This is a genomic window from Pseudoalteromonas sp. S3431 (assembly GCF_000690035.1).
Classification (GTDB): domain Bacteria; phylum Pseudomonadota; class Gammaproteobacteria; order Enterobacterales; family Alteromonadaceae; genus Pseudoalteromonas; species Pseudoalteromonas fuliginea.
The window spans coordinates 1-20,443 of record NZ_JJNY01000091.1 but is presented as its reverse complement, the minus strand read 5'-3'; the positions used below and the strand labels follow the sequence as shown (position 1 = coordinate 20,443).

At 39.3% G+C, this 20,443-nt stretch carries 26 protein-coding genes; 7 read left to right on the top strand and 19 right to left on the bottom strand.

Annotated elements, in window-relative coordinates; genetic code table 11:
• Positions 1 to 39 precede the first annotated feature (39 nt).
• The 3 genes from gpM to DO88_RS02320 all read right to left on the bottom strand — a co-directional run bounded on the left by gpM (position 40) and on the right by DO88_RS02320 (position 2,815).
• A complete protein-coding gene (gpM, locus tag DO88_RS02310) occupies positions 40 to 768 on the bottom strand; it encodes a phage terminase small subunit (protein WP_033040791.1) in 729 nt (242 codons plus the stop codon).
• A gap of 84 nt (positions 769 to 852) precedes the next feature.
• Complete coding sequence (locus DO88_RS02315; RefSeq protein WP_033040790.1) at positions 853 to 1,890, bottom strand: phage major capsid protein, P2 family; 1,038 nt, start codon at positions 1,888 to 1,890, stop codon at positions 853 to 855.
• Between the two features lie 43 nt (positions 1,891 to 1,933).
• Entirely contained in the window at positions 1,934 to 2,815 is an 882-nt protein-coding gene (locus tag DO88_RS02320) for a GPO family capsid scaffolding protein (protein WP_033040788.1), read from the bottom strand.
• Positions 2,816 to 3,020: 205 nt separating this feature from the next.
• Between DO88_RS02320 and DO88_RS02325 the strand changes: the two genes are divergently transcribed.
• From DO88_RS02325 to DO88_RS02340, 4 genes are read left to right on the top strand one after another with little or no spacing between them, the layout of a single operon-like run.
• On the top strand, positions 3,021 to 4,802 hold the full coding sequence (locus DO88_RS02325) for a terminase large subunit domain-containing protein (RefSeq protein WP_033040786.1): 1,782 nt from the start codon (positions 3,021 to 3,023) through the stop codon (positions 4,800 to 4,802).
• Complete coding sequence (locus DO88_RS02330; RefSeq protein ID WP_008135637.1) at positions 4,802 to 5,869, top strand: phage portal protein; 1,068 nt, start codon at positions 4,802 to 4,804, stop codon at positions 5,867 to 5,869. The genes DO88_RS02325 and DO88_RS02330 overlap by 1 nt, the downstream gene beginning before the upstream one ends.
• Positions 5,866 to 6,192, top strand: a complete 327-nt coding sequence (locus DO88_RS02335; protein ID WP_033040784.1) for a phage holin family protein — start codon at positions 5,866 to 5,868, stop codon at positions 6,190 to 6,192. Before DO88_RS02330 ends, DO88_RS02335 begins: the two co-directional genes overlap by 4 nt.
• On the top strand, positions 6,192 to 6,590 hold the full coding sequence (locus DO88_RS02340; protein WP_033040782.1) for a 3TM-type holin: 399 nt from the start codon (positions 6,192 to 6,194) through the stop codon (positions 6,588 to 6,590). Before DO88_RS02335 ends, DO88_RS02340 begins: the two co-directional genes overlap by 1 nt.
• A 43-nt stretch (positions 6,591 to 6,633) precedes the next feature.
• Here the strand turns inward: DO88_RS02340 and DO88_RS02345 are convergent, their stop codons facing one another.
• Positions 6,634 to 7,554, bottom strand: a complete 921-nt coding sequence (locus DO88_RS02345; protein WP_033040780.1) for a hypothetical protein — start codon at positions 7,552 to 7,554, stop codon at positions 6,634 to 6,636.
• Between the two features lie 351 nt (positions 7,555 to 7,905).
• Between DO88_RS02345 and DO88_RS02350 the strand changes: the two genes are divergently transcribed.
• Complete coding sequence (locus DO88_RS02350; RefSeq protein ID WP_033040778.1) at positions 7,906 to 8,151, top strand: ogr/Delta-like zinc finger family protein; 246 nt, start codon at positions 7,906 to 7,908, stop codon at positions 8,149 to 8,151.
• Here DO88_RS02350 and DO88_RS02355 read toward each other — a convergent pair.
• The 10 genes from DO88_RS02355 to DO88_RS02400 all read right to left on the bottom strand — a co-directional run bounded on the left by DO88_RS02355 (position 8,137) and on the right by DO88_RS02400 (position 14,960).
• A complete protein-coding gene (locus DO88_RS02355) occupies positions 8,137 to 8,904 on the bottom strand; it encodes a hypothetical protein (protein WP_033040776.1) in 768 nt (255 codons plus the stop codon). The two genes, DO88_RS02350 and DO88_RS02355, sit on opposite strands and share 15 nt — an antisense overlap.
• A 219-nt stretch (positions 8,905 to 9,123) precedes the next feature.
• Positions 9,124 to 9,420, bottom strand: coding sequence for a hypothetical protein (locus DO88_RS02360; protein ID WP_033040774.1), 297 nt, complete (start codon positions 9,418 to 9,420; stop codon positions 9,124 to 9,126).
• Positions 9,421 to 9,497: 77 nt separating this feature from the next.
• A complete protein-coding gene (locus DO88_RS02365) occupies positions 9,498 to 9,806 on the bottom strand; it encodes a hypothetical protein (RefSeq protein ID WP_033040773.1) in 309 nt (102 codons plus the stop codon).
• 8 nt (positions 9,807 to 9,814) lie between these two features.
• The gene (locus DO88_RS02370; RefSeq protein ID WP_033040771.1) at positions 9,815 to 12,562 is read right to left on the bottom strand and encodes a replication endonuclease; all 2,748 of its coding nucleotides are present in this window, start codon (positions 12,560 to 12,562) and stop codon (positions 9,815 to 9,817) included.
• Entirely contained in the window at positions 12,562 to 13,113 is a 552-nt protein-coding gene (locus DO88_RS02375) for a 3'-5' exoribonuclease domain-containing protein (RefSeq protein WP_033040769.1), read from the bottom strand. Before DO88_RS02375 ends, DO88_RS02370 begins: the two co-directional genes overlap by 1 nt.
• The gene (locus tag DO88_RS02380) at positions 13,110 to 13,403 is read right to left on the bottom strand and encodes a hypothetical protein (protein WP_033040768.1); all 294 of its coding nucleotides are present in this window, start codon (positions 13,401 to 13,403) and stop codon (positions 13,110 to 13,112) included. The genes DO88_RS02375 and DO88_RS02380 overlap by 4 nt, the downstream gene beginning before the upstream one ends.
• A 19-nt stretch (positions 13,404 to 13,422) precedes the next feature.
• Entirely contained in the window at positions 13,423 to 14,019 is a 597-nt protein-coding gene (locus DO88_RS02385) for a hypothetical protein (RefSeq protein WP_033040766.1), read from the bottom strand.
• Positions 14,020 to 14,028: 9 nt separating this feature from the next.
• A complete protein-coding gene (locus DO88_RS02390) occupies positions 14,029 to 14,442 on the bottom strand; it encodes a hypothetical protein (RefSeq protein WP_033040764.1) in 414 nt (137 codons plus the stop codon).
• A 9-nt stretch (positions 14,443 to 14,451) separates the two neighbouring features.
• Positions 14,452 to 14,745, bottom strand: a complete 294-nt coding sequence (locus DO88_RS02395) for a helix-turn-helix transcriptional regulator (protein WP_008135661.1) — start codon at positions 14,743 to 14,745, stop codon at positions 14,452 to 14,454.
• Positions 14,742 to 14,960 (bottom strand): YdaS family helix-turn-helix protein, encoded by a 219-nt coding sequence (locus DO88_RS02400; protein ID WP_004587558.1) that lies wholly within the window; start codon positions 14,958 to 14,960, stop codon positions 14,742 to 14,744. The genes DO88_RS02395 and DO88_RS02400 overlap by 4 nt, the downstream gene beginning before the upstream one ends.
• A gap of 187 nt (positions 14,961 to 15,147) precedes the next feature.
• Between DO88_RS02400 and DO88_RS18840 the strand changes: the two genes are divergently transcribed.
• On the top strand, positions 15,148 to 15,768 hold the full coding sequence (locus DO88_RS18840; RefSeq protein WP_033040763.1) for a LexA family protein: 621 nt from the start codon (positions 15,148 to 15,150) through the stop codon (positions 15,766 to 15,768).
• 115 nt (positions 15,769 to 15,883) lie between these two features.
• Positions 15,884 to 16,219, top strand: coding sequence for a hypothetical protein (locus tag DO88_RS02410; protein WP_007378169.1), 336 nt, complete (start codon positions 15,884 to 15,886; stop codon positions 16,217 to 16,219).
• Between the two features lie 47 nt (positions 16,220 to 16,266).
• Here the strand turns inward: DO88_RS02410 and DO88_RS02415 are convergent, their stop codons facing one another.
• The 5 genes from DO88_RS02415 to DO88_RS02435 form a co-directional block, all read right to left on the bottom strand.
• A complete protein-coding gene (locus DO88_RS02415) occupies positions 16,267 to 17,391 on the bottom strand; it encodes a hypothetical protein (RefSeq protein ID WP_033040762.1) in 1,125 nt (374 codons plus the stop codon).
• A gap of 115 nt (positions 17,392 to 17,506) precedes the next feature.
• Positions 17,507 to 17,893: a hypothetical protein gene (locus DO88_RS02420; protein WP_008135667.1), complete on the bottom strand. Its 387-nt coding sequence runs from the start codon at positions 17,891 to 17,893 to the stop codon at positions 17,507 to 17,509.
• Positions 17,894 to 18,034: 141 nt separating this feature from the next.
• Positions 18,035 to 18,487 (bottom strand): hypothetical protein, encoded by a 453-nt coding sequence (locus tag DO88_RS02425; RefSeq protein ID WP_232224832.1) that lies wholly within the window; start codon positions 18,485 to 18,487, stop codon positions 18,035 to 18,037.
• An 81-nt stretch (positions 18,488 to 18,568) separates the two neighbouring features.
• On the bottom strand, positions 18,569 to 18,958 hold the full coding sequence (locus tag DO88_RS02430) for a hypothetical protein (protein WP_007378172.1): 390 nt from the start codon (positions 18,956 to 18,958) through the stop codon (positions 18,569 to 18,571).
• Between the two features lie 76 nt (positions 18,959 to 19,034).
• On the bottom strand, positions 19,035 to 20,252 hold the full coding sequence (locus tag DO88_RS02435) for a tyrosine-type recombinase/integrase (protein ID WP_033040760.1): 1,218 nt from the start codon (positions 20,250 to 20,252) through the stop codon (positions 19,035 to 19,037).
• Between the last annotated feature and the right edge of the window lie 191 nt (positions 20,253 to 20,443).

Below are 20,443 nucleotides of genomic sequence, written 5' to 3'. Positions count from 1 at the left end.
ACTCGCACTGTGCTAAGTTGCCCGCTGGCGTTGGAGCTGTTACTCGCTAACCGTTGCTTTTAATTGCTTTGCTAGCTTATCTACTAAACCTTTAACTCCTGCTTTGTCGTTAATGGCTTGGGCGTGCTCTGCAAATAACAGAGCATTACCATAGTTGTGCTGGGCTGCATCAACCTTGGCAGCAATGGCGTACAATTTACCGCCCACCACTTCAAGGCCGTTCCAGTCTTGGTTTTTTACGGTATTGATTAAGCCACGCAGTACATAGCTAATATCAAATAAGCCTTGCTGCTTTGATTCTGTTAGGTAGTAATTAGCGTCATCGTAGAGTTGGTCGATAACGAATGCAGGCCAATGTTTGGTATTAAATACCGTTGGCAGTGGTTGCTTTTGCTCAATCATAAACGGCAGGAGTTCTAGCGCTGCATCCCAGCGTTTTAAGTCAACCAACCAAATAAACACCCATGCTAAAACCGTGTTCGGGTGGCACTGGCCGCTTAGTCGATATTGATTGATATACCCTAAATAGTCTTGGCGTTCTAACGCTTCAGACTTGTAAGTTGCTTTATCTGCTATATCAGTAAATGTTTTTAATTGAGCTAAGTCAGATTCGATGGCTGCTGCATAAAGCTGGTACTCGGTTTGCTTAGTGATAGTGGTTGGCGCATGGGTACTCGTGGCTGTTGCCGCGACCGTTGGCGCTTTTTTGTCAGTGCTTGCTGGTACGCTGCCTGCTGCTTTGGCTAATGATTTTTTGACTAAGCTCATTTAAAAACACTCTTTAATGTGGTTAAAAAGACCGGCTTGAAAATTGGATTAAACAAGCCGGCCAAATGGGAATTTACCGAAAATTTAAACCCAGGCGCTACCGTCTGAATTTGGTAACTTGATACTGGTAGACTCGAAATACATGACTTTTTCAAGGTCTTCTACGTAGTAGCAATCGTTTCGTGATAGGTAGTCTTCAACGCGTTTTTTCTTGGCGTTGTTTTCTACACTGGTACGTGTTGATCCCGTTTGTACGTAGTGACTTAAGTTGTCAAAGCTGGTGACTAAAATGCCACGAGCAGGGAAAAAAGGGATTTTGTATGTCATTAAACCGCCATAGGTCTCAATCACCTGTTGCAGCTCAATCTTGGTTTTTTCACTTGGGGTATGTGCTTGCTTGGCGTATAGCTTGTTTTTGTCTTGCGCTAAAAGCTCGTCGCCAATAATAGCTACCATGTTTGCACGTTTGTGCTCTGGAATACCTTGCAATGCATCGTGCACCGCTTGGTCTAGGTTTTCGTAATCGCCGCCTTTACCAATACGAATTTCGCCAGCGGTTGCGCCTTCACTAATTGCGCGCTCGGGTGCATCGCGGCGAATTAGTTGTAGCCAGCCAATGTTTACATCGTTCATCATTGGATAGGCTGTAATATCTGTGGTATCAGCTACGCGCGTACCATTCCAACCAATTTTAATAATGTCGAGCGCAATAGCCTGGCGTACGTGATTACGATAACGATTATGAAAATCAGGGAACTTAGACCACTGATCCATTTTTACCCATGTGATATGAATGTCGCATTCTGTTGGGTAACAACGGTATTCACGTTTATCGAGCTTTGATACATCACGGGTTTTACGCTCTTTGGTGTTGTCAGTTTCAACGCCTGCACGACCTGTAACGCCACCGTCTACACTCATGATCACTGACTGACCAACTAAGTCGTCTACCGGTACGGTGTTGATCATCTGTAAAAATTCAGCCGATTCATAAACAGCATCATATAAGCGCTGCTCGGTTGTAGGCTCAACGTTGAATTGCTCACTCATTGATGTAACGCCGTAATTAACGGCCATGCCAGCCATAATGGCGACAAATAATTCTCTAGTTCTGGTTTTCATATTCTTTCCTGCGTTTAGCTAAGTTAAGTTAGAGTGAATGCAATTACAGACAGTTGCTGTATTTACCCTCTTCGCCTTCGGGTTCTTCGTCGGCGTCAGTGGTATCACCCGCAGGTGCTTTCAACGCTTTGGTAAACTTATCGTTTAGTTCGTCCAATGCTGTTTTTGTTTTTAATAGCTCTTCTTTTACTAGAGCTAATTCAGTGTTTTCATCATCAGCTGGCGGCGTTTCTTCACCTTCCACTTTTGTGGTTGAAAACGAATCAAGCTTTGTGGCAAGCCCATCTAGTTTTTTAGCAAACTCACTAAGCGGTGTGCCCAGCGCATCTTTTAAGGCTGTGGCTAATTGTGTTTCGTTCATGTCGGGTTCTTCCTTTGCGAATAGTCGTTTAAAAAATGGTTTTTTAGGTGCGGCGTCGATAGGCTCACATGATCCTAAATCAACTTTTAATAAAGAGACGTCCGTGTCATCTGCCTTACTCTTACTACTGAAATGGATACGGTCGGTATAGCAACTGGCTGGGTAGTCGGTCACTGCTAAACCGGTTAGGTAGGTTTTGCCTGTGCCCATAAAATCGCGGCTAATTTCGATACTAAAATAAACGGCTTGATCTGCTTTGTTCAGCTCTACAAACCCTTGATTGGGCGCAAGCACTGCGTATAAGCACACAACGCCCTCTTCGTTTTCATAGGCTGCAACGCTTTCTACATCGCCCAACATGCCGGGAATATCTACGTTATGAAGATTTTTAGCGGCCCAGCCCGACCAGTTAAATTCGTGATCAACATTAATACGTGCACCGTATTTACGCGGGTTATAGGTTTCTACAATGTCGGCTACGTCTTGCTCTGATATTTCGCGGCCGTCAACGGTCATACCTACAGCGGCAATCGATAACGGTTTAGTACGTAGTTGACCTGGCATAAACAACCCTTTTTAAATATGTGCAAATTAAGCGTATTGCTTTAAAGTGATTGCAGTTTGCACCCTCTTTTTATTCCTTTCCAACGGTTTAACTTTTTGAAATTCCTATATTTAACTTTTAGGAATGGCTAGGTTTTTGACTGACAGATTAAGCGTTTTATAACGAATACACTGCCGCTATGGATTAATAAAAGCGGCGCAATAGATGGCGAACTACGGACCAGAGATACGCAAAAAAGCACAAGATTTGTATGTTGTTGAGGGCTACACGGTGGACGAAATAGCCGAGCTTGACGACATGCCCAGTGCGCGTAGCATTCGCCGTTGGTCGGAGGCTGGCAAGTGGGAGGACATGTGCCCAAGTTATAACGCCGAAATGGCCTTTAGCAAACGCATTAATGTACTGGCCGATAAAGACGATAAAACCGATGCTGACTATAAAGAGCTCGACTTTTGCACGCGCCAGTTGTGCGCACTTAATAAAAGTAAATTAGCCCCAGCCCCAAAACAGCGCGCAAGTAATGACGATCCCGCCAACAATAACAGCAGCAACAGTCATAACGGCAATGACAAAAAATCGAAGAAGAAAAAGAAAAACGATTGCTCTGGCATTACCCTTGAAATGCTCAACGAGCTTAAAGACACATTACTTTATCCTCACCAAAAACATTGGTTTGATAACCAAGACCACCGCACCCGTTTTATATTAAAACCACGCCAAATTGGCGCTACATTTTATTTTGCATTCGAAGCGTTTTACGATGCTGTGGTAAATGGGCGCAATAAAATATTTATATCGGCGAGCCGCGACCAGGCCGAAGTATTTAAAGCCAATATTGTGGCGTTGGTGCGTGAGCATTTTAATGTTGAATTAAGTGGCTCACCCATGGTGCTTAATTTAGCCGGCGGTAAAACGGTTAAACTAATATTTAAATCAACTAATGCCCGTACTGCACAATCTGAGTCCGGCGATTTATATATTGATGAAGTGTTTTGGATACCTAAATATAAGTCGCTGCGCGGTTTGGCGCAGGCTATGGCAACGCATAAACATTTACGAATAACGTATTTTAGTACGCCATCGGTTACCAGCCACGAAGCCTACGACCATTGGAACGGTAAATGGTACCGCAAAACAAAAGCGTGTAACGATCCCGAATTTGCTATTGATGTAAGCCATAAAAACTTAAAAAACGGTCAGTTGTGTGACGACGGTATTTGGCGTCAAATGCTCACGGTTTACGATGTAGTAACCAGTGGTTTTGACCGCATTGATATTGGCGTACTTGAAAACGAATACAGCGTAGATGAGTTTAATAACTTGTTTATGTGTAAGTTTATTGATGATGCACACAGTGCATTTAACCTTAAACAGCTTATGAACTGCGTGGGCGACTCGACCAAGTGGACCGACTTTGATTTAGCCTACGAGCGCCCATTTGGTCTGCGCCCTGTTGTAATTGGTTTTGACCCTGCCCGCTTTGGCGATAAAGCCAGTGTTGCCATTTTAAGTGCACCCATGAAGCCAGGCGAAAAGTTTTTACTGCTAGAAGCACTTGATTTAAGCGGCAACGACTTTGAAGCCATGGCAAACGAGATAAAACACCTCACCGAAAAATACAACGTTGTGCATATTGGCGTAGACACTACTGGCATTGGTTATGGCGTGTGGGAGCTTATTACTAAGTTTTACCCCAATGCCGAGCCGATTCATTACAACCCCATCATTAAAAACCGCATGGTTATTAAAGCCATTAACGTTATTCAAAACCGCCGCTTTGAGTTTGACCAGGACGCGGTAAATATTGCCAGCTCGTTCATTAATATTCGCCGTAAAGTGGTGGGCGACCAAATCACCTATGCCACAAACCGCACAGCCACAACAGGCCATGCCGATATTGCGTGGGCAATTATGCACGCTATGTTATTTGAACCACTCGACGGTAACGCCCATAGCCGTCAAACATCTGTAGGAATTGCAGCTTAATGAGTAAACCACGATTACAAGTAAGTAACGGCCAAGCGCCAAACTACAACCAACGCACAGCGGTAACCGATACGTTTAGCTTTGGCGATCCGGAGCCGTGTTTAGACAACCGGCTAACCGATTACGTTGGGGTGTTTAGTGACAGTAACGGCATTTACGCCCCGCCCATTAATTTGCAAGGCTTGGTTAAACTGCTGCGTGTAAATGCCCAGCATGGGCCAATACTCTACTTTAAACGCAACATGATTTTAAAATGGTATAAGCCTAACCCGCTTTTAAGCCATCAAGCCCTTAGTAAGTTTGCGTTTGATTTGCTGTGGAGCGGTAACGCCTATTTGCAGGTTATTAAAAATTCATTTGGGCAAGTTATTAAACTACGCCACTTGCCTGCACTAACTATGCGTTATACCGATAAACGCGGTGTGTACGCACAATTAAGTAATCGCAGTCATGAGCCTATTTACTTTAATGAAGGCGAAATAATACACGTAAAAGAATACGACCCCGGGCAAGGCATTTATGGCATACCGCAATATTACGGCGGTATTCAGTCGGCGTTGCTTAATGAAGATGCCACGTTATTTCGTCGCCGTTATTACAAGAACGGTGCGCACATGGGCTTTATATTCTCAATGGCTGACCCTAATTTAAGCGCTGACGATGAAACCGCCCTTAAAAATGCCATACGTGACAGCAAAGGTGTGGGTAACTTTAGAAGTTTGTTTTTTAATTTTCGCAGTAATAAAGCCGATGCCGAAAAAGCGATAAACATTACACCAGTGGGCGACATATCAACAAAAGACGAATTTGAGCGCATTAAAAAAATTACGCTTAACGACATGCTCAGTATGCACCGCGCACAAGAAGCACTCAGCGGCCAATCATCTGGCGACAGCCCGGGCTTTGGTGATTTAGATAAGATTACCCGTGCGTATTACAACAATGAAGTTGTGCCCTTGCAGCAAGACGTATTAGGCATTAATAACTACTTACCTGCCGCGCAGCATATTGAATTTAAAGAGCCTGAGTATTCAGACTTAAACCCAACACCTAAGGAAGCCGCATGAGCTGGATTGATGTAACAGAATTTATTAAGCAATGGGGGCGTTTATTTATGTTGAGTTTTTTAGCAGCCGCTATTCAAATGTATTTAAGCAAAAAGCAATTTACGTTTTTTCATTACTGTATGAACGTGCTCGTTGCTATTTTTGCAGCGTACTTAGCGGCTATGTTTTGTGAGTGGCGCGGCTTTGACGAAAGCCTAAAAACGGGTGTGATTGGCGTAACAGCGTATGCAGCACCACACATTTTAGAAGGGTTCGACAAGCTAATTAAATCGTTTAGCAAAGACCCAAAAGGCTTTATTAAATTTATCAGAGGGATTAAATAATGGGATGGGTTACGAGTTTATTCACAAGCAATGCGGCTGAGCCAATTAATGCAGTAGGCAATGTGCTTGATAATTTATTTACCAGCGACGAAGAGGTATTAACGCTTGATGTTGTAAAACAACGCTTGGCACAGCAACCTGCTTTAGCACAATCCGAGATTATGAAGGTGCAAGCCCAACACCGCAGCACATTTGTAGCAGGCGCACGCCCGTTTTTAATGTGGGTATGTGGTTTTGGTTTTTTGTTTGCCTTTGTGATAAACCCGCTTTTAGTATGGTTAATACCTGATATTGGTAAACCTGAGCTACCACTTGATACAATGATGGAACTAACTCTTGCCATGCTTGGGCTTGCAGGTTTAAGAACTGTGGAAAAACTGAAAGGGGCTAGTATATAAGATTACACATTCACCTAAGATTCTTAACTCTTAGATTTTAGATCTACAACTTAGGCTGCCTTTTCATGGCAAAAAAAGCTTCTCTATCAGCTTTTCCATGTATATTAAAATTTGCCATATGAGAGGAATTAGATTCAATTTTTTCCGATTTTAAATCAAACGGCAGCCCATCGAAATTAATTTCCGCACAAACACTCGCAAAATCCTTTTCATAGCAGTCTTGGAGTATTTTTAGATTGGTAGATGGAAAGCTATTTTTAAATTCTATATTAAATTTAGGCTCAAAGTATTTAATAAATGCAGCTTCAAACAGACAGACCTGTTCATGCTCAGAAGTATTAAAAATCTTTTCTATACCTAACTTAATACGTGCATTATCTTTTTCTCTTTCCTTTGCCTTATGATTGAACATTGTAATTACTTGATTGTTTTCTTTAATATCAATAACTAGTACACACAACTCTTTGTCAGGTACTGTATGTGTCAAAGATATTTTTTGTAATGTACCATGACTTAAAAGTCTATCTCTAGCATTTCTAGAGCCATCTTTTCCATATGCTTGCCCAATATAAAGTACATCAAAATCAATTTTTTTTATTTGGTTATGTATAATATTCATTGCAACGTCAGAGGAAAGCCACAATTTTTTTTCTTCATTAACTAAACACGGATAGTCCTGATCATCTTCGGGAACAAGCTCAAAACCATCAGGAATAATTAAAGGCAATTCTAACTCTTGATCTTCATATATCACATTAAAAATTATTTTATTCTCATCAACTTTAAAACCGTCAATGGATATTTTAGGGACTAATCCAATAAAATATATGTGGCATGAATTCAATAATTTTTGATGTTGCTTGAAGATATCTTCATCATAAAGTGCGCTTGCAGGAAAGTGTAAGTAACTTGAAGCAAATAGGCTAAGCATATGCTCAACTCCATATCTTAAATCGTGGTGCATATAATTCCTTTCTGTAACTAATAAAATTAATTTTTCGTAGTATCCTTCATAAACTTTTTAAACACACCTGCTATTTGATCTTTTTGTTGTCACTTTATTGTCAAGCATTGTCAATTTGTGACAAGCCGATCTTTTTAAAATCACTTACAGATCCTTTTGCTGGGCTGGCTGGCGATTAATTGCATGTCACTGGGGTTGTCAATTTGACGCGTTTTTTGCACGAAAGCGGAAGGCGAGGAGGAGTGAATTTTTCGCCCTTTTGATTCTCAGCTAATAGCTAAATGGTTATTTGGCACACATGGAACTACTGTATATAATGACAGTGTATTTTATTAACGATTGGTGGTTATTATGGCGCGGGTTACTTGTCCAAATTGCGAAGCTAAAGCAACAGTTACATCACGTGAAAAGCAAAGCGCCCACGTGGTTAATTTATATTGCTCGTGCACCAATACTAGAGAATGCGGAGCCACGTTTCGTATTACCCAATCGTTTGATCACTTCTTAAATCCTCCGTGTAAAACCACTGCACAACTAGCCGCGTCGCTTATTAAAAACCTACCGCGTGAACAACAGTTAGAATTAATTGGGCTTTAATTTGATACTTTTGAATAAATTATCTCTAATCTGAGTCAGTCTGTCTCTCAATTCATTTTGATCTGATTGAATCGTAAAGCCACCTGTTAACTCTACACTTTTTTTAATGTAATTATTATAAAAGTCTATTTCTAGCAATCCTTCTTCTACCCAGTCTAAATATTTTTTTAGTTCAATTGGATCTCGCAAATCTTTATCTTCATTTACCAAGTAGTATGAAAATTTAAGTAGTTCATTAATGATATTGATTAATTCATTAAATGACTCTGGGTAACCCCGCTGGTTATTAGAATATATAATGATATAATTCATTTTTACTATAAGGTTATTTTTTAATTTTTTTAGACTGTAAAATCTTTTTTTAACTCTATCGCTTACCTCTTTACTAACATCAGAATTGCCATGAATTAATTTATAAATATCAAATCCTAACTTTCTAGAATCACTTTCTATTGTCTTTAACAATTCTGGAATAATCTCTAAAGATAACTCACCAAAAGCCTCTAAAATTATTTTGTCATGGTGGCTTCTAATACTCGATTTGTAGGCAATCACCGCAACAAATACTGCAGCTATAGTAAATAAGCCACCTAAAAAGCTACCTGCATTACCAAACTTGCTAGCTAATCCCATAGGGTCAATAAAAATTACAACGGTGCCAGCAATACCGATAGCTATGACAGCGATCCAAAAATAAACTTCCCAGTAAGGTGATTTCAACTTATCCATGTATTTGTCTAACCACTTAAGCATTCCATTTAATCCATTTTCATAATTATTTTAATTGTATAACATTCTGTTGTATGCAAAGTCTATGAATTTCAGGCATAAAAAAGGCCGACATCCCATGTCAGCCTCTTTTAGGATTTGAAGTTTTTAACTATAAAATAGTCACTTTTAAAGTTAGTCCCTTTTTTCAAGTTTGCAAGCTTTGTGTATAACCCATGCTTAAAAAACATAAAAAAATTTAAATCAATTACTTACAACCATTCCTTGCATAAATAAACCCAACCAAATTTGACCATTTTTGAGTTGAAACTTATCTTCTTCATATCCTCTAACTTGATACATTTTTCGCTCTTGAGGCAACAACTCCGGTTCATCCTTAATTGGTTCTATAATAACCCCCGCATCATCCAATTCATTGTATAACTTTTTTAAATAAGCAAGTAACGCTTCTCTTAATTCATTATTGTCGGCTAACCCATTAAATAAGGCATGTTGACAGCTGTAAAACTCTGTAAGTAAACCTTCTAATTTTTTATCCATTGTTATTTTCTCGTAAGTTATTAAATTTTCATTATTAATAAGGGTGTTTATCTAAATTACAATAGTAAACCCAAATATTACAATTTTCCGTTTGCGTTAATACCTAACTTAAAATCAACATTTTCTAACACAACTAATGACTTTTCTGCATAGCCTAACTGCCAGTATCTATTTGCTATCTTTTCCATGTATTGCTCATCAAGGTTTATAAATTCAGCTTGTGGGCTAAAGCAATATGGGCACTTGTACATTATTTTAGGGAATGCAAATTTACATTTTTTACACAGTTTTGCTTGCTTATGGCTGTTAGCGTGCAACTCCAAAACTGAATTAACTAGCTGGTTTGATCTTGCCTGCTTTATTTTTAATAATTCGTTGTAATCCATGTTATCTCCTACGCCATCATATCCATTGCCCACCAATCATTATCACTAATTGCTGAAGCTTCACCAGCTAAAACTAATCTAGCCATTTCAAGATCTCCAATTACGTCTGCATAACCTTTTTTAAATTTTGTTGAGTTTGGTAACAAACGGCCATCAATCGCGGCGTACTGATTTGCTAAGTCGTATTGTTCGCGAGCGGCTTGATAGTGTTTTTCTGTTACTTGTATTTTAATAGCTACTTTTGGCTGTTCTAAATCTAGTTTTTCAAAGCTATAAAGGTCTAAACCTTTTGTGAAATACACTCGGCCATTGCAGATCACTGTATTGCCTTGGTCAAGTAATGCCATTTGCGCCTCTGTAAATGAGTAGAGCATGTGATTACATTGCGAAGGTGCGCTATCGCTAGATAAGATTACATCGTTTTGGGCTTCGTTATGCGCCATTGATTCAATCGACTGGCGTCGCTGCTCTTTAATTTGCGCTTTTTCGTCCCAAGTTTGTAAAACACCATCTTGCACTACGTAAGTTTGGCCATTTACAGCGATCCTTTTACCTGCAATCAGATCCTTTTTAGCCTGCATGATCTCTTTTTCATCACACCCCACCATATCGAGTAACAACTCGGCGCTAGAGCCCACGGCTATAGGCGTACAGTTATTACCACTAGACCAAGATAGGTCGGCTGCGCCGACGTTGGTGTTATCCTTAGCATTGAGTTTTTCGGCTGTGCCTTTGAGTTGCCTGGTCCATTCGATAAGGCGGGTTTTTAAGCTGGTTGCATCTGTTACGTTGTGCACGTTATTAAACAAACGCGTAAGTACGGCTTTGTAATCAATGTTGGTCACAATGCCTTTTATGCGGCGTACTACTTCGGCGTAGTCGTTGCCCATTGGGGTGGCTTCATACATTGATTTGAAATTAGCGGCGCGGCCAATACACATGCCGCCCTGTAGCTTTACGTAGTCTTTCCAGTTGGCAGTGTCGGCAGCGTGGCGAATAGGCTCTATTACTTCATCTTTTACAGCGGTTCGCATACGGCGAAGCTCGCGGTAAACTGTAACGCTTGGCGAACCCTGAAACTGAAACTGGCGAATGTTCCATGTGCTAGCCCAAGCTAAAACAGGGTTGGCTTGCTCTTGCAAGTTTTCGCCTGTGTCAGCGTCAACATGGTCGCTAAGCATATAACCATCAATGTTTTTACTGATGTATTTAGCAATATAGCTGGCTGCACTGCCCTTGCTTTTATCTAGCTTTACAGCGTCAAAGCGTGGGCTAAATGTGCGGTAAAATTTGGTAGGCGCTTTGTGGTTTTTAGCCTTAAATTTTTTAGGCTCTCTGTTCTCTGCTTTGGCTTTTTCGGCATCTTCTTTATTGCGCTGCATAGCTACTTCGTTAGCCTTCTTTTTAGCAAAGCCGTACTCACTGCGCTTTTTTTTGTACAGTTTAAATAAGTGGGTTTTCTCGGTGTGCGCACGGTACTTAACACACGCCTCAACCGTTTTTATGTGTGTGCCGTGAGTGTTTATATCTACAAACTTGTTAAATACTTTTGCTCGAGTAAGCTCAGGGCCGTAACGATCGTAAAGCTCGGTTTTATCCTCTTGGATAAAGTACCAACGCAAAATAGCGTTGATTTCTTGAAGCTTATTTTTTGGCATGAATAACATCATGTGCCAATGCGGGCAGCCGTCAGCATGGGGTTCTACCACACGTACACCAAAGTATTTAAGGTCACGGCGGTTTAATTTGGAGCGTGCACGTGCCCACGTAGTAGTTAAATAATTTTGGGCATCTTTAGGTGTTGAACCGTCCCATGTATTAGCATTAGCATGAAAACGCGCAGGGCAAGTAATAGTATAAAACATAGCAACATAGCCCATTTCATCGGCTAGTTCTTCTGTTTCACGTATGCGTAGCATTAACTCATTTCGGCGGTTAGCGGGGTTTGCCATGCCGCTTTTTACGGCTTCGATTAGGTCAATTACATCGCCGTCGCTGCTTTGTAGTTCCATCATTTCTAAGAACTGACGGCCACTGGCTTGGGCAAAGCTAAATTCACGCTGTGCTTGTTTTGATGAATACGGGCTAATACCACGGCGTTTAGGTTTTTTACTGTTTTTATCGTGGTATAGGTCTTTACCCACTTGGCCTGTCGCAATTTCTAGCAGCTCTAAAAACTGCTTGCGCAAGGTTTTTAATTGACGAGCCCACCACTTATCGCAGTGCATTTTAAGCAACGCTATTTCAAAGCACGCTGAAGGTAGATCATCTTCTCGCATATTGTAAAATGGCACATTTACACCAAACGATTTTGCATGTTCGGCTACTGCTTCATAGGTAATACGTACTATTTTTTCATAGCTCAGTCGCTGGTGTTCTTCGCTCACATCAAGTGCAATTTGCACACACTCCATGGCAAGCGTGCCCGCGTGTTTTTTGGTTTTTTCAATACTACTTAAAATATGCCATGGTAGTGGCATATTTTGAGTAATACTAAATAGTACGCCAAAGCGAGGTTTTAACCTGGCAATAGTGCGGCGTAGCCATGTATTTGCACGGAACTGGCTACCCGCCTTTTTTTGGTTATAACGATCGATGTACTTACGAGCCATGCGACTTTGTAAAGGCACAGGAACACTTTGCAAACCACGTGCTAAAAAATTGTGGTCATCAATATCATTAATAGACGAAATTAAGCCCTTAGCTATACCAGATAGTCTAAGGGCATCAAGATCGAGCGGTCTAGGGTTAGCCATTACAGTTCAAGCGCCTGCATCATGTCGATTGCAGCTTTGGCTTTAAGCTTTACAATATCTGTAGAGTGAAATGCATTAAAACCAAGTTCACCAATATTATGGGTTACTATTCTAAATAGAGTATTTAGGTCCATTGTTGAACTTGAATACCAATACCTGCCAGATATGTCCCCACTTTTACCGATGTAATCTAAAATCAGTTGGTGCAATATTCCTGCATCAGTAAAATCATCGCCTGTGCTCCAAATTATACGATCGCCAATTAACTCAATTTGACAAAGCCACTCAACAAACGAAACTAATGCATAATTAATATCTGATTCCCAATTCTCACAATCTGGGGAATTATTGCTCGAGTAAAACTTCCACTGAGAATTAAAGCTTTCTTTTATTGTTCCGTAACGTAACTCTTGCTCTTCTGACGATATAACCTCGTGAAAATCAGCGCCAATTACTCCAGTATGTGGGTTAAAAAATACCGCTGCAATTTCGACAACTACAGCGCTTGGGCGAGTATCTAAACGAGTTAAATGCACCATCACATTGTTCATGCTGCACCACCTTCTAACTCGATCAGCTCAGGTTCGCCATGTATCTGTGCCGCATCAAGTGCCATAGCCATTTGGTCGTAAACTGGCGCGTATACATCATGTACATCAACAATCATTCTCAATATTGGCAAAAAGTCAGTTAGGCAGTTTTCACACTCCATAAGCATTGCAACTGTTGGGCGCTTGTTTAAATTGCGAATAGTAAAGTTGGCTTGGTCGATAGCGTGTTCAATGATATTTCTTACTAAGTTCTGTTTTTTAAATAGATCTTGGTCTTTGATAGTGGTCATTTTTAGTATTCCTTGGGAGTTAAATTACAAATAGGTTTGGTGTGAGGTTTTCTTTTGCCGTTTTGCAAAATACAAAATGTGCGTATTCAATTGAATCAGTTTTCCATGGGCATTCAGGGTTAAAGCCTGGGCGTTTATGGTGAACAAACACAGAATGTAACGGCATGGTTTGCCACATTTCAAAACGCTTCTGTGTGCCTAGCCAATTCACACGTTGCAGCATGATTATTAAACCGTGTGGTTTAACATACGTAAGCGCGTTATTTAAAAATTCTTCAGAAATACTAAACGGTGGATTAGTGATCACGGTGTCGTATTGCTCTTTGCCTTTAACACTTAAAAAGTCGTGCCCTTTTTTACTGGCGCGACTATCCATACGAATATCCCAACTTTCAACATTAAAATAACCATGTGTGTTTAATACCGCAGGGTAACTCATTGGGTATTGATCACACCCGCCGGCGCTTGGGTCGAGTATGTCGTTACCCAAATCAAGTGGCGTTTTAGCGTGTGGGCTTGCTGGGTTTACTGCGTCTAAAAACTCACTAATTAACCAATGAGGTGTAACGTAGTAATCGTCTTTGTTGCTAACCGTACCGCGATTTCGTGAACTCATGATTAGCCCTTAATGTGCTTGTTCTGTTTTTTGAGTGTTTTTAGCAATGCTAAAATCTCGCTTTTGTAAAAAACGGCTTGGCGTCATGGCATTAGCATCAACAAAGGCGGTTACTATTTCTTGAAGCTGTAAAATTGCTTGATGTATTTTAAGGCGCTTTTCACGGTCAAATTGGTGATAGCTCCTTTCCAAATCATTTTTAGATAGGCCTGCCGAATAACACACAATTATTTGCTGCGGCTTACTCAAGTGCGTATACACATATTCAGCGGTATGACGATCGCTGTTAAAAAGCCCCTTAATCTCAGTAAGTCCTTTTGGTGTTGGTTTTACATCAACAACTTTTAACTGTGTTTTTTCAGGCTGTTTATTTACGTCTGTAATACCGCGATTTTTTGCAATTTCTAATGCTGCATTTGCCATGGTTTTCTCCTAGTTGTTTACGCTTTGTTGGTGCTGCGTTCTAAATTTAATTAGCTCGTTTAAGCGATAATGATTAGTTTTGCCAAACTGAATTGATTTAGGAAAATCAGACAACTTCGACAAAATCCAAAACTTTTTACGCGCACATCCCAATACCTCGCATGCCTCAACGGTGCTAACTAGGCGGTCTTTTTGCTCTTCAAGCTCAGTGCGTAGTTGGTTGTTTTCTTGTAGTAGTGCAAACAGCACAGCTTTAGCATCTGGATGAATATCTAATAAAATAATTTGTTGTTCAGTGCTCATGCTGCATCTTCCTTTTTGCTTTTTTGATGATCGGCTAGTAAATCGTTTACCGATATTTCACCGTTAGTAAGTTCTGAAATACGCGGAATGTATTTCGCTGGGGCTTGACCATGTCGGCTAACCCAGTGATGGACTACTGATTGCTTAGTACCTAGGACTGTGGCGAGCTTGGTTTGCCCACCAATTATTTTTACTGCTTTATCTATGGCTGACATTTTAATCTCCAATAGCTGCTAACCACTTTTATCTATATTACGATCTCTTTTATTGGTTTGTAAACCACTATTTGTTGTATTTATAAAAATAAAACCAATAAAAGCGATTTGACTAAAACCACTTAAAGTTGTGATAATCTAAATCAATCACACTTAAAGTGTTAAAAATAAACCTTTTGGAGATAATATGGATATTGCTAATCGTGTTAAAAAGCTAAGGAAAGCACTAGATTTGACTCAGCATCAATTAGCTGAATTAGTAGGTGTTGCACAAAATTCGATTCAAAAATTAGAGAAAGGCGATACTAAAAACCCGCGCAACATAGAATCATTAGCGCGAGCACTCCAATGTACACCCGAGTATTTACGCTTTGGTATCGGTGAAAACAGTAGTGGTAATGTTGCACCGGGGCCAACAATCAAAGCCACCGCCCCACTTATTAGTTGGGTGCAAGCCGGTGCTTGGTCAGAAATAAGTGAGATTAAAGCCTACGACGCAGAACGTTTTATGTGCCCGGTTAATTGCAGTGACCTAACTTTTGTTTTAAAGGTGCAAGGTATTAGCATGGAGCCAAAGTTTGATGAGGGTGATTTAATTTTTGTAGACCCTGAAGCGGAATGCATCCACGGTTCGTACGTAGTAGCCCGCCTAGACGACGACAACCAAGCCACTTTTAAACAGCTCATAATCGAAAACGGCCACAAGTTCCTAAAAGCCGCCAACCCCAACTGGCCTGAGCAATTAATACCAATTAATGGAAATTGTACGTTGGTGGGTAAGGTTATATTTACGGGTAAGTCGCTTTGAAAGCGTCAATGATTCAACAAGGGGCATGATTGCAACGCCAAGAAACAACAGTTATACTTAGGATATCTATTGACACATTCGTCAATTCAACAAATTAAACTATAACGGAACTTTGATGAGCGGAAATAACGACGACTCTCCAGCTACTCGTGGACAATTTGTTACTTTTGAATTTATTGCTAGTATAGTTTTCGCGATCACAATCGCGATTTCAGCGTGGACATGGAACAACCGTGTTGCGAATGTTGATAATCGGTTTACGCAGTTAGATCAACGCTTCGAAAAGCTTGATACTAAACTCGATGCGTTAATTTTGTCTGTTAATACAATTCAAAATACAGTAGCGACTAAAGACGATTTATTAAAACTATCTAATCGTGTTACTCAAAACGAGAAAGACGTTGCGCGTATGGACTTTCGTGTAAATCATATCGAAAAGAAAACACCCTGATATTTACTGATTACGAAAAAGGCCGCTAATTTAGCGGCCTTTTTATTTTAGGTATTTATTGATGAACGGGATAGCTTAGTTAATCTGTCTAATCTATCTCCATTGATTAGTAACTCTAAAAATTCCATTTGGTTACATTGATAGCGTTGTTTGTAAATGTACTTTTTATTTATGAGTTCAAACAAGTCAAACACCACGCTACCAAGATACATTTCGCTTTTATCTCCGTCCCAGCCCATTTGATCACCAAACTGTACTTGGATTGTGATATTACTATTTTTGGAAGGGAAATTATCACCCATTTTAAACTTTAAAATAGGCCCTTGAGTCCAAACCATATAGCCCTTTTTATCTTTTTTACGCTCTTCGTATTTTATATCAAGCGCATCTCTGAACGTGTAAGGCACACTAAAATACCAGTTCTCGTTATTTAGCGTTCCTTGACTTATTGCAGAGTTGTAATAAACGCTAGGATAAGCGGCCAACTCCCTTTTTATTTTGTTTTTATCACCACTAGGCCACATTGTTTTTAAGTGTTTTAGCATTGCGCTTTCTAAAAATTTAAATTCTATACTCTGGTTTCCTAATAACTCTTTGCACCATATAAACAAACGATCGGCTGCGGTATTTAAATGGCTATACGATATTGCTGATTTCTTTCTCTTATAACGAACCACCCAATTTTTAGTACGCTTTATTATGACTTCTTTAAAGTCACCTGTTAGTTCATCAATCTCTAGCTCTGTTCTGTATTCTTCAAAACATACTTGTAGCTCTGGTAATTTTTTAGGGTTGCCGTTTTTAAAACGTTCGTAAATTGATAGATCTTTTGTGCTTTCGGTCAAATCAATTAACCATTGCTCGACAGGGAAATGTGGTGCTATCGCATTTTTTATGTCTAACAATGTTTGCTGTGGCTCTACTTTTGGTGGCTGATTAACCTCTGACGATCTATCTTTTGTTAGTTCGCCATTCTCAGCCATGACTTGTATTCGTTCAATTAGGAATGTTTTTAAAGCGTTGGTTGTATAGCACTTGGCTCGTACCTTATTGCCTTTAATACTTATAGGTCCTAAAACACGAGACTGGCCACTCATGCTACCACCATTGTAGATTACGTTTATTTTTTGTTTGGTATCAATTGCGTTTTGAATTTGTTGTTCTGCGTCCATGATCTTCCCTTTTCATTGAAGATCATAGATTAAGTTACTGTTCAGTTTTTAACAAGCTGAGGATTTATACAGGCAATGCTACACTGCGATGGAATTAGTTGATTGATTAGGCGGGTTAAACATGGGATAGCCACTCATCCTTACTTGCCGCATTTCTTGGGATAACAATACATCTATCAAAGTCTATGTATTCTAGCTTTCTTGCAAATGCATATGAGACACACATAACTAAAATAATCCCTGCTGAATCTATATTTTTAGCTGTAACTTGACTATAAAGATTTACTTTCACTCCGCTTACTTTCATAAACCTATTTTTTAGAAACAACCTATTATTCTCATGCCCTAAAAAATTAAAGAACGAAATTGCTAGTAAACTAAAGTCATTTATAACAATATTAAGCTCATATCCATTGTTTTTCGAGTATTGAACTGTTTCAATAAATCGATGCTTAATTACCTCGTCAAAATCATCATATGCTTCTGTAATATATAGTTTCACAGTATTCTCTTTTTTGAAATTTTAATAATTATTACACTTAGTCATTATACGATTAATGTTTTACCCTCTATATTCAAAAAATACTTTTGTATACTCATTCAGAATGCATAGAACTAGCATAATGCTAGAGTAAACTACAACCTACATTAGCTTTAAAAAAGGCTCTCCTTTTACAATAACTTTTGTTTTATCTAATTTATTAAGCTCATTCGAATTGATATTTAATAAGTTAGCTTCAACTTCAAATACGGCTTTTTGATTTTGCTTATCAACACTCAACACTTTAACTTTAGCGAATGTCTCTGCCTGCTCTGAACGAACAAGCGCTTCACCATCAACATCACCAAACACAGAAAAGTTAGGGTTGTTCTTTGATTTTGATACAAGCTCAACACCCTGCTTTATATCTTTCTTTTTTATCGCAAATGCATGAAAGTCGTTATCATTTTTACCAAACGAAACAACGGCAGACTCATCTGGGCCAGGTAACAAATTGAATGTATCAACGCTTATATAAAGTATCTTCTGTTGAAAATTATAAATATGAGAATAAATTATCAAAGCTATAAATATTATGGAGATAATTATTTTCATGGGAATGCGCTCTACTGATATTATTTATAGCTTTGACCGTTACAACTGCAATATTTGACAGATATTAACGACGATTAAGAGCTAAGTGATTTTTGTTAGAAAATACTTGTAATCGCCAACCTCTTTTACGTTAGCATTAATTTTTTCAAAAACTTTGAGCCAAAAATTTATAGACTTTTCATTTGCTTCTAACCAAACCTCATTCTTTGCCTCAAAAATAAATCCAAATACTTCCAAAGCAGCATTTCTAGAAAAAACACTACCTCTATATTCTTTTGGAACAAAAAAACGTCCTAGTTCACAAGACTCAATATCATCATTAGCTGTTATGAAATAAGCGACGTCTTCTGATACCTCATCCTTTACCTGATAATAGCCATGATTAATCCATTCAAAACCAGTGTTTATTTCACCAGTTTTGCTGAATTCATTTTCTAATATTGCTTTCTCACACTCTTCTATTTTTAACATTTTAACTCCTTATTTTAGTATTCCGATATAGCTTGCATCAGTTTCAAAGTATAGACTGATAGATGCTTTCTATATATCAATTTTTATTCAGTTCAAATGCTATTGAATCATCAATCAGCTGGCAATATAACTCGTACCCTTCGGCCTGTTCTTTAATCCAGTCGTGTTTATTGTATACAGCCATTACTCCGCGCATTGTATGGCCTAACATTTTTTCTGTTACGTGTGGTGCAACGCCGTTTTCGCTGAGCAGTGTTGATATTGAACGACGGGCGTCATGTGGTAGGAACTTAGGGATTTTGTATTTTTCAAATAAGTGATCCCACATTCGACAGCAATAACGGTTAATGCTGTGTGTGGTCATTGGTTTGTGTGGATTACCGCCTGGTATTAAGTAACCTTTTCGTCCATAAACCATTGCCAGTGTATTTAAAATGCCTTTCATCTTACTTGATATAGGTCGGCGGATAGCTTTGTTTGTTTTTGAATTTTCGGGCGGTACAGTCCAAATGTCATTTTCAAAGTCGAAATGCTCCCACCTTGCTAAACGAACCTCTGATTGGCGTGCCCCTGTTATATAAATTAGTTGTAGGCATGCTTTAGTCGCTGGTGTAGCTTTTGAACTTTCTATTTGTATCCATAGCTTTGCAATTTCATCAAAGCGCATTACTCGTTGGCCAACTGATGCCTGTTCACCTATGTCATTTACATTTAATGTAAGTACGGGATTAAATGGCTTAACTTCGCCGCGTTTTTCAGCCCAACCAATAATCGACTTAATACGCACTAATATAGTACCGGCTGTTTTAGCACTGCCTTGTGCTTTTACTTCATCAAAATATGTTATCCAATTTTTAATGGTCATTAAATCAAGTGGCATATTTTTATCATTAAGTATAGGTACAATCCATTTGCTGACTTGGTTTGTGTATAAAGTTTGCGTTTTTTCTTTTAGGTCGGGTACTTTTTTATCTAACCACTTTGCAGCAACTTCTGCCATTGTGGGCAAGCCCTTGGCATTGTTACGCATAAGCTTAAGTTCTAGGCGTGGGTCTTTACCCTGACTCAACCAATTTTGAAAAAGCGGTATATAGTCTTGTGCTTCTTTAATGCTTAGCCCAGGATAACGCCCTAGCGTAATAATTACCTGCTTAGCATCAACACGACAACGGTATTGCCAAGTGATAGTACCCTTAGCAGATACCCTTACACTTAAACTATCTCTATGCGATAATACGGACGGTGTTTGATTTTTACCTAGCAGCTTTCTTAATTTGGTATCACTGATCGCCATTTAATTTTTTATACACAGTTAGCAAAAAATTTATACACAATACTATACACACCATGCGCCAATTACAAGAAACTCGAAAATACAAAAAGAAACTGAGTAGCGCTAATAACCCGTAAATATAAAGGGCTAAGACATAGAATGAATAATGAAAGCTATCAAGAGAATCAAGCGACAATCTATTGGCACGACTA

Coding starts and splice junctions, on each gene's coding strand:
- gpM (WP_033040791.1), bottom strand. CDS start 768: ATGAGCTTAGTCAAAAAATCATTAGCCAAAGCAGCAGGCAGCGTACCA.
- DO88_RS02315 (WP_033040790.1), bottom strand. CDS start 1,890: ATGAAAACCAGAACTAGAGAATTATTTGTCGCCATTATGGCTGGCATG.
- DO88_RS02320 (WP_033040788.1), bottom strand. CDS start 2,815: ATGCCAGGTCAACTACGTACTAAACCGTTATCGATTGCCGCTGTAGGT.
- DO88_RS02325 (WP_033040786.1), top strand. CDS start 3,021: ATGGCGAACTACGGACCAGAGATACGCAAAAAAGCACAAGATTTGTAT.
- DO88_RS02330 (WP_008135637.1), top strand. CDS start 4,802: ATGAGTAAACCACGATTACAAGTAAGTAACGGCCAAGCGCCAAACTAC.
- DO88_RS02335 (WP_033040784.1), top strand. CDS start 5,866: ATGAGCTGGATTGATGTAACAGAATTTATTAAGCAATGGGGGCGTTTA.
- DO88_RS02340 (WP_033040782.1), top strand. CDS start 6,192: ATGGGATGGGTTACGAGTTTATTCACAAGCAATGCGGCTGAGCCAATT.
- DO88_RS02345 (WP_033040780.1), bottom strand. CDS start 7,554: ATGCACCACGATTTAAGATATGGAGTTGAGCATATGCTTAGCCTATTT.
- DO88_RS02350 (WP_033040778.1), top strand. CDS start 7,906: ATGGCGCGGGTTACTTGTCCAAATTGCGAAGCTAAAGCAACAGTTACA.
- DO88_RS02355 (WP_033040776.1), bottom strand. CDS start 8,904: ATGCTTAAGTGGTTAGACAAATACATGGATAAGTTGAAATCACCTTAC.
- DO88_RS02360 (WP_033040774.1), bottom strand. CDS start 9,420: ATGGATAAAAAATTAGAAGGTTTACTTACAGAGTTTTACAGCTGTCAA.
- DO88_RS02365 (WP_033040773.1), bottom strand. CDS start 9,806: ATGGATTACAACGAATTATTAAAAATAAAGCAGGCAAGATCAAACCAG.
- DO88_RS02370 (WP_033040771.1), bottom strand. CDS start 12,562: ATGGCTAACCCTAGACCGCTCGATCTTGATGCCCTTAGACTATCTGGT.
- DO88_RS02375 (WP_033040769.1), bottom strand. CDS start 13,113: ATGAACAATGTGATGGTGCATTTAACTCGTTTAGATACTCGCCCAAGC.
- DO88_RS02380 (WP_033040768.1), bottom strand. CDS start 13,403: ATGACCACTATCAAAGACCAAGATCTATTTAAAAAACAGAACTTAGTA.
- DO88_RS02385 (WP_033040766.1), bottom strand. CDS start 14,019: ATGAGTTCACGAAATCGCGGTACGGTTAGCAACAAAGACGATTACTAC.
- DO88_RS02390 (WP_033040764.1), bottom strand. CDS start 14,442: ATGGCAAATGCAGCATTAGAAATTGCAAAAAATCGCGGTATTACAGAC.
- DO88_RS02395 (WP_008135661.1), bottom strand. CDS start 14,745: ATGAGCACTGAACAACAAATTATTTTATTAGATATTCATCCAGATGCT.
- DO88_RS02400 (WP_004587558.1), bottom strand. CDS start 14,960: ATGTCAGCCATAGATAAAGCAGTAAAAATAATTGGTGGGCAAACCAAG.
- DO88_RS18840 (WP_033040763.1), top strand. CDS start 15,148: ATGGATATTGCTAATCGTGTTAAAAAGCTAAGGAAAGCACTAGATTTG.
- DO88_RS02410 (WP_007378169.1), top strand. CDS start 15,884: ATGAGCGGAAATAACGACGACTCTCCAGCTACTCGTGGACAATTTGTT.
- DO88_RS02415 (WP_033040762.1), bottom strand. CDS start 17,391: ATGGACGCAGAACAACAAATTCAAAACGCAATTGATACCAAACAAAAA.
- DO88_RS02425 (WP_232224832.1), bottom strand. CDS start 18,487: ATGAAAATAATTATCTCCATAATATTTATAGCTTTGATAATTTATTCT.
- DO88_RS02430 (WP_007378172.1), bottom strand. CDS start 18,958: ATGTTAAAAATAGAAGAGTGTGAGAAAGCAATATTAGAAAATGAATTC.
- DO88_RS02435 (WP_033040760.1), bottom strand. CDS start 20,252: ATGGCGATCAGTGATACCAAATTAAGAAAGCTGCTAGGTAAAAATCAA.